Source organism: Galbibacter orientalis DSM 19592, assembly GCF_000260115.1.
Taxonomy (GTDB): domain Bacteria; phylum Bacteroidota; class Bacteroidia; order Flavobacteriales; family Flavobacteriaceae; genus Galbibacter; species Galbibacter orientalis.
Genome location: NZ_JH651379.1, coordinates 2,369,348 through 2,385,161, shown reverse-complemented (window position 1 = coordinate 2,385,161; position 15,814 = coordinate 2,369,348). Strand labels below are relative to the sequence as shown.

11 protein-coding genes are annotated in these 15,814 nt (G+C 34.0%); 7 read left to right on the top strand and 4 right to left on the bottom strand.

Features of this window, described 5'->3' with window-relative positions:
* The first annotated feature begins 63 nt into the window (after positions 1-63).
* Genes JOOMADRAFT_RS10485 through JOOMADRAFT_RS10465 form a run of 5 tightly spaced genes read left to right on the top strand, consistent with a single transcriptional unit; the run spans position 64 to position 5,486 of the window.
* The gene (locus JOOMADRAFT_RS10485) at positions 64-1,005 is read left to right on the top strand and encodes a DUF58 domain-containing protein (RefSeq protein ID WP_008613209.1); all 942 of its coding nucleotides are present in this window, start codon (positions 64-66) and stop codon (positions 1,003-1,005) included.
* Complete coding sequence (locus JOOMADRAFT_RS19695; protein WP_008613207.1) at positions 1,002-1,478, top strand: DUF4381 domain-containing protein; 477 nt, start codon at positions 1,002-1,004, stop codon at positions 1,476-1,478. The genes JOOMADRAFT_RS10485 and JOOMADRAFT_RS19695 overlap by 4 nt, the downstream gene beginning before the upstream one ends.
* Positions 1,471-2,478 carry a VWA domain-containing protein gene (locus JOOMADRAFT_RS10475; RefSeq protein ID WP_008613205.1) on the top strand — a complete coding sequence of 336 codons (1,008 nt, stop codon included), beginning with the start codon at positions 1,471-1,473 and terminating at the stop codon, positions 2,476-2,478. The genes JOOMADRAFT_RS19695 and JOOMADRAFT_RS10475 overlap by 8 nt, the downstream gene beginning before the upstream one ends.
* Complete coding sequence (locus JOOMADRAFT_RS10470; protein ID WP_008613190.1) at positions 2,471-4,192, top strand: VWA domain-containing protein; 1,722 nt, start codon at positions 2,471-2,473, stop codon at positions 4,190-4,192. The genes JOOMADRAFT_RS10475 and JOOMADRAFT_RS10470 overlap by 8 nt, the downstream gene beginning before the upstream one ends.
* Positions 4,176-5,486, top strand: coding sequence for a BatD family protein (locus JOOMADRAFT_RS10465; RefSeq protein WP_008613189.1), 1,311 nt, complete (start codon positions 4,176-4,178; stop codon positions 5,484-5,486). Before JOOMADRAFT_RS10470 ends, JOOMADRAFT_RS10465 begins: the two co-directional genes overlap by 17 nt.
* Before the next feature lie 71 nt (positions 5,487-5,557).
* Here the strand turns inward: JOOMADRAFT_RS10465 and agaR are convergent, their stop codons facing one another.
* Positions 5,558-6,322, bottom strand: coding sequence for a transcriptional repressor AgaR (gene agaR, locus JOOMADRAFT_RS10460; RefSeq protein WP_008613187.1), 765 nt, complete (start codon positions 6,320-6,322; stop codon positions 5,558-5,560).
* A 210-nt stretch (positions 6,323-6,532) separates the two neighbouring features.
* Here agaR and JOOMADRAFT_RS10455 point away from each other — a divergent pair, with 210 nt between their 5' ends.
* The gene (locus tag JOOMADRAFT_RS10455) at positions 6,533-9,136 is read left to right on the top strand and encodes an alkaline phosphatase D family protein (RefSeq protein ID WP_008613166.1); all 2,604 of its coding nucleotides are present in this window, start codon (positions 6,533-6,535) and stop codon (positions 9,134-9,136) included.
* 220 nt (positions 9,137-9,356) lie between these two features.
* Positions 9,357-10,718: a Gfo/Idh/MocA family protein gene (locus tag JOOMADRAFT_RS10450; protein ID WP_008613161.1), complete on the top strand. Its 1,362-nt coding sequence runs from the start codon at positions 9,357-9,359 to the stop codon at positions 10,716-10,718.
* Positions 10,719-10,964: 246 nt separating this feature from the next.
* Here JOOMADRAFT_RS10450 and JOOMADRAFT_RS10445 read toward each other — a convergent pair whose 3' ends face one another.
* The 3 genes from JOOMADRAFT_RS10445 to JOOMADRAFT_RS10435 all read right to left on the bottom strand — a co-directional run bounded on the left by JOOMADRAFT_RS10445 (position 10,965) and on the right by JOOMADRAFT_RS10435 (position 15,813).
* On the bottom strand, positions 10,965-12,743 hold the full coding sequence (locus tag JOOMADRAFT_RS10445) for an alkaline phosphatase (protein ID WP_008613159.1): 1,779 nt from the start codon (positions 12,741-12,743) through the stop codon (positions 10,965-10,967).
* A 2-nt stretch (positions 12,744-12,745) separates the two neighbouring features.
* Complete coding sequence (locus tag JOOMADRAFT_RS10440; protein WP_040879676.1) at positions 12,746-13,885, bottom strand: alkaline phosphatase; 1,140 nt, start codon at positions 13,883-13,885, stop codon at positions 12,746-12,748.
* 185 nt (positions 13,886-14,070) lie between these two features.
* On the bottom strand, positions 14,071-15,813 hold the full coding sequence (locus JOOMADRAFT_RS10435) for a RagB/SusD family nutrient uptake outer membrane protein (RefSeq protein WP_008613157.1): 1,743 nt from the start codon (positions 15,811-15,813) through the stop codon (positions 14,071-14,073).
* Position 15,814: the final 1 nt, after the last annotated feature.

Here is a 15,814-nt window from a genome sequence, read left to right as displayed (position 1 = left end):
TGTGGAATGCAATAAACGCTGTCTGCTTTTATCGGACAACAATAAAATTATATATAGAAATCAATGTCTAAAAAAGTAGAATATCCAGAAAATGTATTTGTATCCTTGACCGATTTGCTTAAAAAGGAGCATACCGCTCATAGTTTTACATTGCTAGCTCGAAAACATAAAGTTAACAGTATTTTATCTGGAAAACATGCCTCAAAACTTAGAGGTCGTGGTTTAGACTTTGAAGAAGTGCGCAATTATGTAAAAGGAGATGATATAAGGAATATTGATTGGAAAGTTACTGCCCGAACTCAAAAAACACATACTAGAGTTTATACAGAAGAGAAAGAAAAACCTGTCCTTATTGTAGTAGACCAATCCAAATCCATGTTCTTTGGGTCGGTACATAAAACAAAAGCTGTAGTTGCAGCAGAATTAGCGGCTGTTACTGCTTTTAGAGTATTTAAAGAAGGAGATAGAGTTGGAGGAGTAATATTTGCCGATGAAGGTTTTGATGTTGTAGCTCCGAAACGGAGTCGGAAAAATATCATTCATTTTTTAGAGAAAATTGTAAAACGGAATCATGACTTGATAGTTTCAAAGGCAGATGCTCATGACGAAACCTTAAATGCTGTAATTCCCAGAGTCCATAATATAGTAACCCATGATTATTTGGTAGTTATTATTAGCGATTTTTTAAGATATTCTCCAGCAGTTATAAAAGCAATTTCGGGGATATCAATGCATAACGATTTAATTTTGGCTAAAATTTCAGACCCTATGGAGTATGCCATACCAGATACTAAGTTTGTAGCTAGTAATCAAACCCATCAAATTGTAGTAGATGGAAAAAATAAAAGTATAAAGAAAGCCTTTAAAGAAGGTTTTGAAGGCGATTTCTATGCCTTTAAAGATGAAATGAAAAAATATCAAATTCCAATTTTTAATATTGATACTGTAACAGATTTAGATCTTCAGTTAACAGAAGTATTTGGAAAAATGAATGCAAGAAGATGAAAATAATACCTACTACGATACAAGATTCTATTCCAGATAACATAAAAAATCTTCAGCTTGAAGAAATTTATGAGCCCCAGCCCGTAGCATTTACTTTTGAAACTATTGGGTGGAAACTATTGGGAGCTGTTATTTTACTTGGTTTAATAATAGCAAGTTATGTATTTATTAGAAATTACATAAAGAACGCTTACAGAAGGGAAGCAATAAAGAAACTTACTAATAATACAACGGTTTCAGAAGTACTTGTTGTTTTAAAAATGGTTGCATTACAGTCGTTTGGACGTGAAGAAGTAGGGCGTTTGTACGGAAAACCTTGGTTGGAGTTTTTAGATAAAACAGGAAAAGACGTTCGGTTTATTCCTTTGGAAACAGAAATTCAAAATTCAATTTATAAAAATATAGATGTAGACGCTCAAGTAAAACAAGAGATTTTGATAAATTCTAAAAAATGGATAAAATCACATGCCTGATAATTTTGAAATAGCATATTTGTGGATATTCTTTTTATTACCACTTCCTTTTATAGTGTATGCACTTTTTCCATCATTACGAATAAAAAGTGCGTCATTATTTTTTCCAGGATTTAGTAATGCAGTGAAATATACCCACCAAAAGCCTAGAAAATCTGCTTTTATAAAAAGGCGTAATTTTTTGGTATGGCTAGGTCTTTTTGTTTGTTGGGCTTGTTTATTAGTCGCTTTATCTTCTCCTCAAATTGTAGGAGAGCCAGAAATGAAAGTAAAAACGTCTCGTAACTTTTTAATAGCTGCGGATATTTCTTTTAGTATGGCGCAACGAGATTGGACAATTAACGGCAAGCAATCGAGAAGATGGGATGCTGTTAAAAATTTAATGCACGATTTTATAAAAAAACGAGAAGGCGACCGAATGGGGCTCATATTTTTTGGGTCGAGTTCCTATATTCAAGCACCTTTTACTCCAGATTTAGCAGTTGTAGATCAGATGTTAGAAGAAGCAGATGTAGGAATGGCTGGACAAATGACACATATAGGAAAAGCAATTACAAAGGGGGTTGGGATGTTTAAAAAAGATACCATCAAAACAAAAGTAATGTTGCTTTTAACAGATGGTGTGGATGCAGGAACAGATATTTTACCACTAGATGCAGCCGACCTTGCTCAAAAAGACACAGTTAAAATTTATACTATTGGTATTGGAGATCCGGGGGGAGCTGGAACCGATTTGGATGAGAAAACACTACAAGATATTGCTGAGCTTACCAATGGGCAATATTTTAGAGCAAAAGACGAAAAGCGCCTAGCGCAAATTTATACCGAACTTGATAAATTAGAACCAATAGCGTATGAAGAGGAGCAAAATAAACCCGTAACGCTTCTGTATATGTATCCATTAGGAGTAGCTATAGGATTATTGCTGTTTATGATGTTGGTGCTTACTATTGCAAAAGTTATTCGTCAGCTCACTCATAAAAAGGAAAGTTATGTATAAAGATTTGCTTCCTATAAACTGGAGTGATTTTCACTTTTTACGACCTCAATTTTTGTGGTTGTTACTGCCTGTTGTTGTTTTAATGGTTATTAGTTTGCTATCCATGCAACAAGAATTAAAGTGGAAAAGAATAATTGCACCTCATTTAAGACCTTATGTAATTTCTAAAGGAAGTAATGCTGTAAAAGTGTTTATGCATTTAGTGTTGTTGCTTGCATTTGCTAGTGGAATATTAGGACTTTCGGGGCCTACGTGGAAAAAAATTGAAGTGCCAGGTCAGAAATTAGAAACTCCAATGGTAGTGTTGTTAGATATCTCTCAAAGCATGATGGCCGATGATATTCAACCCAACAGATTAGAACGAGCAAAATTTAAAATAAAAGATTTAATAAAATACAATCCTAGAGCCCGAATGGCGCTCGTAGGATTTGCTGGAACTGCTCATACTATTGTACCGCTTACAAAGGATTATGAAATTATAAACAGTCATATTGAAGGGTTAAAACCTTCCACAATGCCTTTTCCAGGTTCAGATTTGGAAGCCGCTTTAATTTTAGGCGATTCTTTAACAAAGGTTACAAAAGCGCCAGGTACAATTGTTGTGTTTTCAGATGATTTTCGGGAAAAGGAAAGAGGTGTTTTAAGCAATTTTGCGAAGAATTCTAAAAATAAAATTGTAATACTTCCGATGAGCACTCCTGGAGGAGCCGAAATTCCTTCAGCCAGAGGTAAAGGTTTCATAAAAGGAAAAGATGGTAAAACAGTTCGGTCAAGTCTAGATGCTACATTGATGGCTAGTTTGAATGAAATAGAAGGAATTACAGTTCAACAATTAACGCTGGACGATAGTGATGTGGAGTTAATTGCAAAAAACATCAGTAAAAACTTAGAGTTTACAGAGAAAAATGAAGAAAAAGATAATGATTGGCGAGATGTAGGATTATTGTTTATTATTCCAATGGCTGTATTGTTATTGTTATGGTTTAGAAAAGGATGGGTGCTGTATTCTCTTACATTTTTGCTCTTGGTTTCGTGTAACGATGATACTTCTAATTTTTCTGACTTATGGTATACTAAAGACTATCAAGGACAACGCTTGAGCAATAAAGGGGATTTTAAAGAAGCCGCAGATGTGTATAAAGACCCCTTGAGGAAAGGAGTTGCTTATTTTAAAGCAGGAGATTATGAAGCTGCTATTAATTCTTTTTCAAAAGATACCACCGCTATGGGGGCTTATAATTTAGGACTTTCATATTTTAAAAATGGCGATTATGCCGCCGCAGAATTGGCTTTTAATATAGCGGTTGAAAAAGATCCCTCTTTGGAAGCCGCAAAAGTAAACCGACAAAAATTGATGCAAGTTCTTCCTGAAGAAGACCAATTGTCTGTTGAAAATGCTCAGGAATCAAAAGATGAAAAGAATCCTAAGAATACTCAGAATAAGAGTCCTGAAGATTTAAGTGGAGGTGGGCAAGAAGCTAGTAAGGAGGATATGAAAAAAGAGCGTCAGGAAGAAACAGTAAATTCAAATATTCATAAAGGAAAAGAATTAGATGAAGTTCCGGATGATATTAAAGCATCAATCCCGCAGGACGATAGTAAAATTTTGATGCGTAAAGTAGACGATGATCCTACATTGTTTTTACAGCGAAAATTTAAATATCAGGTAAAAAAGTATAACATAAAACCAAAATCCAATGAAGAAGTGTGGTAGTATGTTAGTAAAAAAATTACTTTTCTTGCTGTTTGTGGTACTTAGTTTACAAAGTTTAACTGCGCAGCAAATATGGGGAGAAGCACGTTTAAATAAATCCAGTGTATATGTAGGAGAGCCTGTACAAGTTAGTGTTACCGTATATACATCTACTTGGTTTACTAAGGGACTAGATTTAGGAAATATAAAAGTAAATGGTGCTTTTTCGGTATACTTTCGACCTGTTAGTAAATCTTTTCAGAGGAATGGGAAGAATTTTGCTGGGGTGGAGCTTATCTATAATGTTTTCCCTTTTAGTGAAGACAATGTTACATTTCCTGCTTTGGAGATTGAAGTTGAATCGCCTGCTCCTGGGGGGTATAAAGGGATAAAACATGTGGTAAAGACCTCAGAAAAATTGATTAAAGTAAAGCCAATTCCACCAAATTTTAAGCATTCGGATTGGTTAGTAGCCTCCAGTTTAACGGTTTCTGAACATTGGTTTGGAAATACAAAAAAAGCAAAAGTGGGCGATGTTTTGGAGCGTACAATTACCAGAAAGGCAGGAGGTACTGTTGCAGAATTAATTCCGCCAGCAGTATGGGATACCCTTCCAAATGTTAGTATGTACCCTGGGCGTGGAACTATAGATAACTATAAGTCTAAAACATATATAAGTGCGCAACGTACAGAATCTGTACGCTATTTGTTTGAAAAAGAAGGGACAATAACCATTCCAGAAAAGGTATTTACATGGTACCATCCATTCCAAAAAAAGCTTTATAAAAAAACATTGAAAGCTGTAACTATTGAAGTAGCAGCAAATCCAGATTTAGGAATGTTGGATAGTGTGAGAGATTCTTTAAAACTTCAAGAGGTACAAATTTCTGAAGAAGTTTCAGAAGAGAGACCTTATACAATTTTAGGGCTCTCTATAAAAGAATTTATTATAGCGTGTATTATTTTGATAATAAGTTTGTTAGTTGTTGTTTTTCTACTAAGAAGAATCATTAAGTACATAATTAAGCGCAGAAAAGCATATAAGAATTCAGAGTTATATTATTTTAATAAATTGAAAAGGACGGTTGGAAGTAATGATAAAACTAAGGTTATGAATGCGCTGTATCGTTGGATTGACGAAATAGATATAGAAGAGCCGAGTGCTCAATATTTGCTTCAAAAATATGATGTTAAAAACGAAGTAGATGTAGCCAATATAGCCTCGTCTTTAAGTGTTCATAAATTAAAAAATATCAGAAAAAATTACTTGAATAGAAATACAATATCGCTGGATAAGAAATGGATTAATCCTTAATATTATTGATGTGGGAAGGAAATATTTAAGCAAATCCTCTTTTTGTTTGAGAGGATTTGCTTAAATATTTTTTATTTATCTGCAAGAATGACTTCTACATTATGGTTTTCAAGTTCTTTAATATGACTTTCGTCAATATTGGAGTCGGTTATAATTTTATCGATTTTATCAAAATTAGAAATAAATGCAAGTCCGCTTCTTTTAAATTTAGAGGAATCTGCCACAACAATAACTTCATCAGAAATTTCAATCATTAATTGGTTGAGGTACGCTTCTTCCACATGATGTGTAAAAACACCTAAGTTTGGTTTGATTCCGTCAACCCCTAGAAAAAGCTTATTACAATACAGTTGCTTTAAGTTTCTTTCTGCCATTGGTCCCACCAACGACATGGAAAACTCTTTTAAATACCCCCCTGGCATAAAAACTTGTAAGTTTTTATATTGCGAAAGATTATTTACAATGTCTAGTGCGTTACTAATTACAGTTAAGTTTTGAATTTCTGCAAGGTTGTTGGAGATTTCAAATGTGGTAGTTCCAGAATCTAGAATTATACTTTCATCATCTCCAATAAGGCTTACTGCTTTTTTTCCAATCAACCTTTTTACATCAAGATTAATTTTCTTTTTTTCACTAACGGTTAAAGCAATATTACTTGTTTTAAAAGCTCCTCCATGTGCACGGATAAGAAGTTTGTTTTTTTCTAATCTATCGAGATCGTTTCTAATAGTAACTTCACTTACACCTAAAGCTTTGCTTAGGTCGTTTACGCTTACTTGACCGTACTCATCTAATTCCTTTAGAATTAAGGATCTTCTAACTGCTGTTTTTTTCACTGTAATGGTATTAATGACTTTATCAAAAATAAAAATAAACAATAAATTCTACATAAAAAAGAAATAAAAGTTAATGAAAAAGTAAATTAATATTTTCGATTCATGAAGTAAGTGAATTTAAAAAGAAATAATTCGAAATATATTTTTTGTTGATATGCTATTTTTTAAGGATTGTTTTATATTAGTAGCTTCAAGAAGTTAATATTAATTATGAATAGAAGGAACTATCTTAAAACATTTTCATTAGGAGCTATTTTACCTGCTATTGGAATGACTAGACCATTAAATAGTAATGTTTTGAATTTTTTTGGCGGAATAAAAGAAGTCAATTTTAAAAGTAATTGGAATAATTGGTTTGATATGAAGTGGGTAGGTCCAGAATACTGGGCAAACCGGATGCAGGATTGGGTTATTGAAAATGGAAGGGCAGTATGTATAGTTTCTGGAACGGATAGGAATTTAAATTTATTAACTATCCAGAAGGGAGATAATACAGATAATTTTGAGCAAGAAGTAGAGATTAATGTATTGTCTTCTGAGATAAAAGGAAATACAAAAGCTTTTATTGGATTTAAAATTGGAGTAAGAGGGCAGTTCAACGATTATAGATCTGCTTCAGTATTTGGGAAAGGACTGCCAGTTGGACTAACAGGAGGCGGGGATTTTATTATTGGAGAGGAAGTTTTTAAGACAAATTTGCTTCAAATTCCAGATAGTTTGAAATTAAAGCTCAAAGCAACCTACAAAAATGGCTATTATAAGCTAAATGTAAGCGCTATAGATAGCTCCTCTATAGAAATCGCTTCCGTAGAAAGTATGGTAGAAGCTGAAAAAGTTAATGGAAATTTTTCTTTAGTAGTTCACACGCAACATAAAAAAGCAGTTAAAAATAAAACCGCTTCCTTTTCTAATTGGAAAGTAACTTCTACAGGGTTAAACTATAGTGAAGAGCAATTGTATGGTCCTATATGCTTTGCTCAGTATACTTTGCATAAAGAAAAATTGAAGTTGACAACTCAATTAACTCCTTTTGAAAAGATCCCTAATCATAAAGTAATATTGCAGTTTAAGCGAGATGGGGAATGGCAAACTGTAGAGACGCAAACAAACTCAAACCCAGGACGAGCTAATAATTTTATAATTGAACATTGGAAGGAAACGCAAGATATTCCATATAGAGTTTTGGTAGAGTTACCTCTTAGAAATCAAGTTCATCAGTATTTTTATGATGGTACTATAGCTAAAGAGCCTCTTGATAAAAACGAAGTTAAGGCAGGAGTGTTTAGTTGTAATTTTCATTATGGCTTTCCAGATCAGGATGTATGTAATAATGTTTCTTATTTAGATCCAGATATTATCTTGTTCTTAGGAGATCAATTCTATGAAGCCACAGGAGGATATGGAGTTATGTATGAAGGAGACTTTGATGATTTATGTATTGAATATCTTCGGAAATGGCTACTATTTGGGTGGTCTTATCGAGAACTTTTTAGACATAAACCTTGTGCTATAATTCCAGATGATCATGATGTATATCATGGAAATGTATGGGGAGAAGGAGGTGCTGTAGCAGATACTTCTAAAGGTTTTGGAGCATCTTCTCAAGATTCAGGAGGGTATAAAATGTCTCCAGAATGGATCAATATGATTCAATTTACTCAAACTAGTCATTTACCAGACCCTTATGATGCCCGCTCTGTAAAACAAGGAATAGGCGTGTATTATACCCAATGGAAATATGCAGGATTAAGTTTTGCAATTTTAGAAGATAGAAAGTTTAAATCGGCTCCCATGCATGTTGTGCCAAAAGAGGCTGACATTTGGAATGGATGGATTCAGAATGAGAATTTTGATATCAAAAAGTATAAAGATTTGGATGCTGAACTTTTAGGGAAACGTCAAGAGGATTTTCTTGAAGAATGGGTGCAAGATTGGAATGATGATACGCAAATAAAAGTAGTTTTATCTCAAACCAATTTGGCTACTGTAGCAACACTTCCGAAAGAAGCGAGAACAGATGCTGTTGTTCCTGAGCTTAAAATTCCGCAAAAAGAAGAATATATTTTAGGAGATGCAATGACTGCAGATATGGATTCTAATGGGTGGCCAGCTAATAAAAGAGATAAAGCGGTACGCATTATTAGAAAAGCTTTTGCTTTTCATATTGCTGGAGATCAACATATGGCGAGTTTTGTTAAATATGGATTGGAAGAATTTGGAGACAGTGGTTATGCGTTTGCAGGGCCTGCATTAAATAATATTTGGCCAAGAAGATTTTGGCCGCCAATAGAAAATGTTAAAGACCATACCTATAAGAAGCCAGCTTTTTTAGGAAATCATATTGATGGTTTTGGGAATAAAATGTCCGTGCTAGGAGCTGGAAATCCATATCAAACAGATTTAAAACCAGCAGTTTTATACAATAGAGCTACTGGTTATGGAATGGTAACTTTTAATAAAAAAGAGCGAAGTATTAAAACGGAATGTTGGCCAAGATTTGTTGACGTTAGAGTAAATAGAGAAGAACAATATCCAGGATGGCCAATAACAATTAATCAATACGACTGCTATGCTAAAGAAAACGAGTATTTGTTGCCAGAGTTAATTGTAGAATCTGAGAAAGAGATTCCGTTAGTAAAGTTGTATGATGCAGATGAATTGATATATGCCTATAAACCAAATTCTAATACGTTTCAATTAAAGACTTTTAAAGAAGGAGTACATAAGGTGATTTTGTATTTTGAAAAAGAAGATAAAACAGAAGAACATTTATTAACAGCATTAGTAATCAATAAAACATCGGTTAAAATATAATAGAAAGTTATAATAGGCTCTAGGGTATAGAATAAATGTTTTTTGTTGCTGAATATTTTTAATTAAAATCTTAAAATTTATTTTTTATTTTCATCTTAGAAAGTAATTTTCTATATTGTCGAAGCAAAATGAAAATAAATTATTTACTTATAGCTTCATTTTAATAAAAAAGCATTAAGTTCTTCAAAAAAGTAAAGTGATATTATAAAAAACCTAAATTATGAATTCAAGAAGAGATTTTATAAGAAAATCAGCTGTTGTAGGCGCAGGTATTTCTCTTGCTCCAAACCTATCTTTTGGATACGCTTCTAGCAAAAACGAAAAATTAAAATTAGCATTTATCGGGGTTGGACTTCGAGGGACTAATCATTTAAATAATGCATTATTAAGAGACGATGTTGAAGTGGTTGCTATTTGTGATGTAGATCCAAATAGAATAGATATTGCAACAAAAAAAATTACTGAAGCTGGACAGAAGAAACCACAAGTGTTTGGAAAAGATGATTACGATTATCGTAATATGCTTCAATTGGAGAGCATAGATGCTGTAATAATTGCTACGCCTTGGCTTTGGCATACTAAAATGGCGGTAGATTCTATGAAAGCTGGTAAGTATACAGGACTTGAAGTCTCTGCGGCGCAAACCATTGAAGAATGTTGGGATTTAGTTAATACTTCAGAAGAAACAGGCTCTCACTTAATGATTCTTGAAAATGTAAATTACCGTCGGGATGTTTTGGCGGTATTAAATATGGTAAAACAGAATGTTTTTGGAGAGCTTTTACATTTTAGATGCGGCTATCAACATGATTTAAGAGCTGTAAAATTTAATAACGGAAAGCAACCATATGGTGGCGGTGTAGAGTTTGGAGAGAAGGCTCTTTCTGAAGCAAAATGGAGAACACAACATTCGGTTTCCAGAAATGGAGATACCTATCCAACACATGGTGTTGGACCTATTGCTGCAATGACAGATATTAATAGAGGGAATAGATTTGTTTCTTTAACTTCTCATGCAACCAAAGCAAGAGGTTTAAATAGATATATAGTTAATGAAGGAGGCGCAGATCATCCTAATGCTAGTGTAAAATTTAAGCAAGGAGATATTATTACTTCAACAGTAGAAACTGCTAATGGAGAGACAATTATAATAACTCACGATACTAATTCTCCAAGACCTTATTCTTTAGGGTTTAGAGTGCAAGGTGTAAATGGTTTGTGGGAAGTAGATGGAAATAGAATTTATATAGAAGGGAAATCTGAGCCGCATAAATGGGATGAGGCAGATGCATGGTTAGAGAAATACGACCATCCAATCTGGAAAAAATATGGTAAAATAGCAACAGGAGCAGGACATGGCGGAATGGATTATTTTGTAATGAAAGCTTTTGTGGAATCTGCAATAGATAATATTGCGCCGCCAATGGATGCGTATGATGCAGCTGCTTGGAGTGCTATTACACCACTTTCTGAGGCTTCTATTGCAAATAATGGAGAGCCTCAAGATTTTCCAGATTTTACAAGAGGGCAATGGATTGCAAGAAAACCTTTTGATTGGATGAAAGAGGAATATAGGTACTAATTTATTGATTATTTTTTGTTAGAAGTTTATTGTGCAGTTAGCTTAAAAAAAGCGAATGATTAATCATCATTCGCTTTTTTATTTGTCAGAAAAATATTGAATATTTTTCTGACAATCAATCTTCTAAATCCTTTTAAGACTCTATGTTTTTATGAAATTTAATATAACTCCTTCTAGCTTTAAAAGCGATATCATTTCTCTATTTTAGTTTTTTTTCTTCGTTTGCTTAAACAATAAATTGCATGTTTATTCGGACATTAATGTTTTAATGGCTAAAACCTCCAATATTTTTTTAAAAATCATGGTGTTTTCATAAATACCTGTAAACTTATCTGCTTGTGGACCATAAGCAAACAAAGGAACCATAATTCCAGTATGGTCTACAGTTAGAAAATCTGCTTGCACCGTACCTTCTATATTACCTCCAACAATTCCTAACCCAGAAGTTTCATGATCCGCAGTAATTAATACTAATGTGTTTTTATTAGCATCTGCAAATCGTAATGCTTCTGCTATTGCCTGATCAAAATCAAGCATTTCTTCTATAATTCCTTTGATGTTATTGGAGTGTCCTCCATTATCAATCTGAGCTCCTTCAGCCATTAAAAAAAATGGTTTTTCTTTGCTATCCAATACTTTTAGTGCCTTTTTTAGCGCTGTAGGAAAAGTATTCTCTCTTCCTTTACTCATTGTAGGCGCTTTTTCCTCTCCTATATAAATAGCTGTTTGTCCATCGAAATCTGAAAAAGTCTCCAACCTTTCAGTTTTAAATTCCTTCTCTATATTTTTTTCCTGATTTCTTCCTCCAGCTATAAAAAAATCTAGTTTACTACCTTTTAAATCAGTAACAAGCCCTTTGGTGTCGTCTCTTTCTGTTCGATGCGCAAAGAAAGATGAGGGGGTAGCTCCATAAATAGCATCTGTAGAAACTATAGCGGTATTAAAATTAGAAGCCTTGGTAATGTTTATTAAATTATTCAGTTTTTTTCCTTCTGAATCTACTCCTATAGCACGATTATTAGTTTTAACCCCTGTAGCCATAGCTGTTGCACCTGCAGCAGAATCGGTTATTAAGTTATCTTCTGAAGCTGTTTTTACCAAACCTATGTTTTTAATTTTAGTAACTGTAAGCTCCCCACGATTGGCAATCATAGTTGCCGATATTTGCGCAAGTCCGTTTCCATCTCCTATCATTAAAATGATGTTTTGAGGTTGTGCATCTTCATCATAATCATACTTAGGCTGATAGGTTTTAACTTTGTTAGCTAAATGGTATGTATTCTTTTCAATAGCTTTTAAATATTGATTAGCAAGTGCAGGTTTATCTGTATTGATATAATTTACCCCAAGATTAGATAACCGCAACCAAGCTGTTTTGGTATCAGGCGTAGCCCAAAAACGAATCGGTTTAGAGATATTATGTGCTTTTTCAATAACGTTTTTTACCTGTTTTGCTTCCGAAGCAACCATTCTTCCATAACCATTCCATACCGAATAATCTTTATAATTAGCGCTTATTAAGGCTACTTTACTTAAATCTATTTCTTCTAAATTATTTAAGTTTTGATGGTCAAACATTATATAATCAGGGTACTTAATGTAGTCCTCTGACTTTGGTTTGTTGCCCGAAATAACAAAACGAATTTTATTAGATTTTAAAAGGGCTGGATACTCCTTGAGTACGTCAACTAATTTATTGATGGTTGTATAAGCCTCCGATTTAAAATCTATAAGTAGCTGTAATTCTCTTAATTCTCCCGATAGTAACAAAGCATTTAATCTATCTAAATAGACCGACTCAAGCGTTGCACTTTCCGAAATTTCATCTTCGCTATGAGTTACAAAAAGCGTTTGATCTTTCAGAAAAACATCAACTTCAATGGAGGTAGCTCCATTACTGTATGCATACCAAAAGGGAAGTTCTTGTTTGTAATCGTTATGAGAATGTACTAGATATTGCTCCTGAGCATTTAAGGAAAAGTGAAATAATAGGCAGATAATTGTTAATCTTATCATTTTATTCATAGCTATTTCTTTTTATTTATTGCTTGAAACATTTTATGATAAATTTCATTATTCTGATAAATTCCTTGAAAATTTTCTGCTCCAATGCCTTTAGCAAAAACTGGAATTAATTGTCCCGTATGTTGATCGGTATTAAAGGAAACTGCTACCTTTTCTGGATTTTCTACTTTTTTTCCATTAGCACCTACATCATAATATTTTCCTACACTAGCTCCACCAGTTTCATGGTCGGCTGTTACCACTAATAACGTATTTGGATTTTCTTTTATATAGTTTAATACAATCCCCAATGTTTTGTCAAAATCCAATACTTCTTGAACCATCATATCAGCATCTTTAGCATGACCTCCCCAGTCTATAAAAGAACCTTCTACCATTAAAAAAAATGGTTGTTTTTTAGCGTCAAAATAATCCAAAGATAATTTTGTAGCTTCTTGAAGAAAACCTTCTCTTCCTTGCGTTTTAGATGGGAAAGCATCGGCAGCTAACAGATATCCATTTTTTTTATCAGCATTAAAAGAGATTAGGTTTACAGAATCCATCTGAAAACCATTTTGCTGCATTTCTTGATACAAATTTTTTCCATCTTTTCGTTTGGTGAAAAAATCCAATCCTCCACCAGCAAAAAAATCAACCTTCCCTTTGGTCATTTGTTCTGCTATTTCCTCATGCATATCTCGATCTTTTACATGCGCATAAAAGCTAGCTGGAGTAGCATGGGTAATAGATGTTAAGCTAATTAAGCCAGTTTGATAGTTTTCCTCTTTTAATTGTTCCAAAATTGTAGGAACAGCAACAGTATCTTTAGAAACTCCAATAGCTCTATTGTAGGTGCGTTCTCCTGTTGCAAATGCAGTAGCTCCAGCGGCAGAATCTGTAATAGTATGACTTGTACTTGAAGTCTTCATTAAGCCGATTTCCGAAAATTGTTCAAAATTAGGAGTACTTTCACCAAAGTAAAAAGCTGTAGATATTTGAGAAATCCCCATTCCATCGCCTACCATTAGTATGATATTAGGAGTTTGAGCTATTTCGTTACCTACTTTTTCTTTTTCAACTTCTTTTTTATTTTCTTTTGTTGCACAACCAATAGTGTTTAAAGACACTAGTAGAAGTACTATTGTTTGAATTGAAAATTTCATATTTTTTAATTGATTTAAAATGAATGAGAACAACAAGCTATTAATACAACTTGTTGCTCTCATTAAATAGATTAATTCCCCAGAGCCTGCCCTAAGTTTACCGAAGGGCTCTACATCCAAATGGATTAAATTATTTTCTTTTGAATACCTCTTGAACTTGCCCTGAGGTAGTTGATTTATTATTTTTAGTATCCTGCATTTTGCTCTATGTATCCAGAAATATTGGAAGCTCCATCAATAGCATCTTGCGGGATAGGAAAGAGACGGTGGTGAACATCGCTACTTGTTTTTTCTGTCCAAGCATCTTCATAATGACCAAAACGAATTTGGTCTCCACGTCTAAAGCCTTCCCAGTATAATTCAAATCCACGCTCTCTATATAACGATTCCAAATCTATAGCTGCTAGAGCTGCTGGAATAGGTGCACGTGCCGTTCTAGAGGTTCTTACCTTGTTTACATCTGCCAAAGCCCCTGCATTATCTCCTAATCTTAATTTTGCTTCTGCTCTCATTAAATATATCTCCGCATAACGCATTAAAACAAGGTCTACACTACTGTAATTGTTTCCGTTTGGAGACGTGTGACTAAACTGATATTTTGAGGCTCTATATCCTGCTGCATGCAAACGCCCTTGGTTGGAAAAATCAACTTTTAAGGTATGGTTTACATAGGCAACATCCTTATCTGGTCCATTTCCTTTTGTTTGTTTAACTGGATAAATTCTGTAACCTCCATCACACGTATAAAAAGACCCATTATCATCTTTTCTTGGTCCCCAAATTACGCCACGAATAATTCCTCTATCGATTTCAAAATCTTCGGCTGCCATACAATAATAATGAGCTTCATCATTTAAAGGAGATAAGCCAGTTAAATCTTGAAGTGCTACAGGAATATCTTGATTTTTCTTATAAAACCTAGCATCTGCCTCTGCTGGATCTACATTTCCGTAGGCATCTACCCAAGTTTGGTAAAAATCTGAGGTAATTGCTGGACCATCTGTACCATCGGCACTTGGATGCTCTGGTCTAGGAAACCAAGATCCTGCAAGCGACCAATATGCCCAACGGCTATGTTCATTGTTTAAAACACCACGTTGATCTAATGCAAATATTAGTTCAGGGTTATCATGATTGTCATCATTAAATAAATCAAAATATTCTGGTGAAAAAGAGAATTTTCCAGAGTTAATAATATTATCTGTATACTGAACAACCATTTTCATATCTTCTTGCGAAAATTGTGGAGTTCCGTAAGGATCTCTATACACCGCAGCATTAAGATATAACCTAGCTAAAAGTCCCCAAACAGCGGCTTGAGACATTCTCCCAGGCGCTTTATTTGTATTAATAATGTCTACTACTGAAATTAATTCACTTTCGATATAGTTTATAGCTTCTTGTCCTCGTAAAATTTCAGAAAGTTCTTCTGAAGTTTCTTTTTTGAAAGCAATTCCCCAGCTATCTAATGTTAACATGTTTAAATAAGCTCGAAGCGCAATCATTTCATGCAAGGCTCCTTCGGCTTCTGCATCTCCAGCTTCTGCTAAAGGTTTTAAAACTTCAATTGCCGAAAGGGTTCTAGAGATATTTTTGGTAACTTCATTCCAAGAACTTCCTACTAAATCATTACTTGGGGAAATATCATGCGTATGCGCATCTAAAAATTTACCGTTGTCATACCAATCTGTTCCGCCTCGATATGGCAATATAGCTTCATCAGAAGGAATTAATTGTAGTCCGTAATAATTTGTATGCCTCCAAGTCCATGCTATTTGTCCATAAGCAGGTGCTATTGCACCACTTACAGCTTCTGCTTGTCCGCTTCCGTCTAAAGACTCGTCTATAACTTCTTCGTTAAGGTCGGTACAACTTATATTTGAAAATAAGCTGATTCCGAAAAGTGCTATTATAATTCTATTCTTCATT

Excerpts from the sequence above, each read along its gene's own strand:
- JOOMADRAFT_RS10465 (WP_008613189.1), top strand. The coding sequence starts at position 4,176 with ATGAAGAAGTGTGGTAGTATGTTAGTAAAAAAATTACTTTTCTTGCTG.
- JOOMADRAFT_RS10440 (WP_040879676.1), bottom strand. The coding sequence starts at position 13,885 with ATGAAATTTTCAATTCAAACAATAGTACTTCTACTAGTGTCTTTAAAC.
- JOOMADRAFT_RS10445 (WP_008613159.1), bottom strand. The coding sequence starts at position 12,743 with ATGAATAAAATGATAAGATTAACAATTATCTGCCTATTATTTCACTTT.
- JOOMADRAFT_RS10455 (WP_008613166.1), top strand. The coding sequence starts at position 6,533 with ATGAATAGAAGGAACTATCTTAAAACATTTTCATTAGGAGCTATTTTA.
- JOOMADRAFT_RS19695 (WP_008613207.1), top strand. The coding sequence starts at position 1,002 with ATGAAAATAATACCTACTACGATACAAGATTCTATTCCAGATAACATA.
- JOOMADRAFT_RS10450 (WP_008613161.1), top strand. The coding sequence starts at position 9,357 with ATGAATTCAAGAAGAGATTTTATAAGAAAATCAGCTGTTGTAGGCGCA.
- JOOMADRAFT_RS10435 (WP_008613157.1), bottom strand. The coding sequence starts at position 15,813 with ATGAAGAATAGAATTATAATAGCACTTTTCGGAATCAGCTTATTTTCA.
- JOOMADRAFT_RS10475 (WP_008613205.1), top strand. The coding sequence starts at position 1,471 with ATGCCTGATAATTTTGAAATAGCATATTTGTGGATATTCTTTTTATTA.
- JOOMADRAFT_RS10470 (WP_008613190.1), top strand. The coding sequence starts at position 2,471 with ATGTATAAAGATTTGCTTCCTATAAACTGGAGTGATTTTCACTTTTTA.
- JOOMADRAFT_RS10485 (WP_008613209.1), top strand. The coding sequence starts at position 64 with ATGTCTAAAAAAGTAGAATATCCAGAAAATGTATTTGTATCCTTGACC.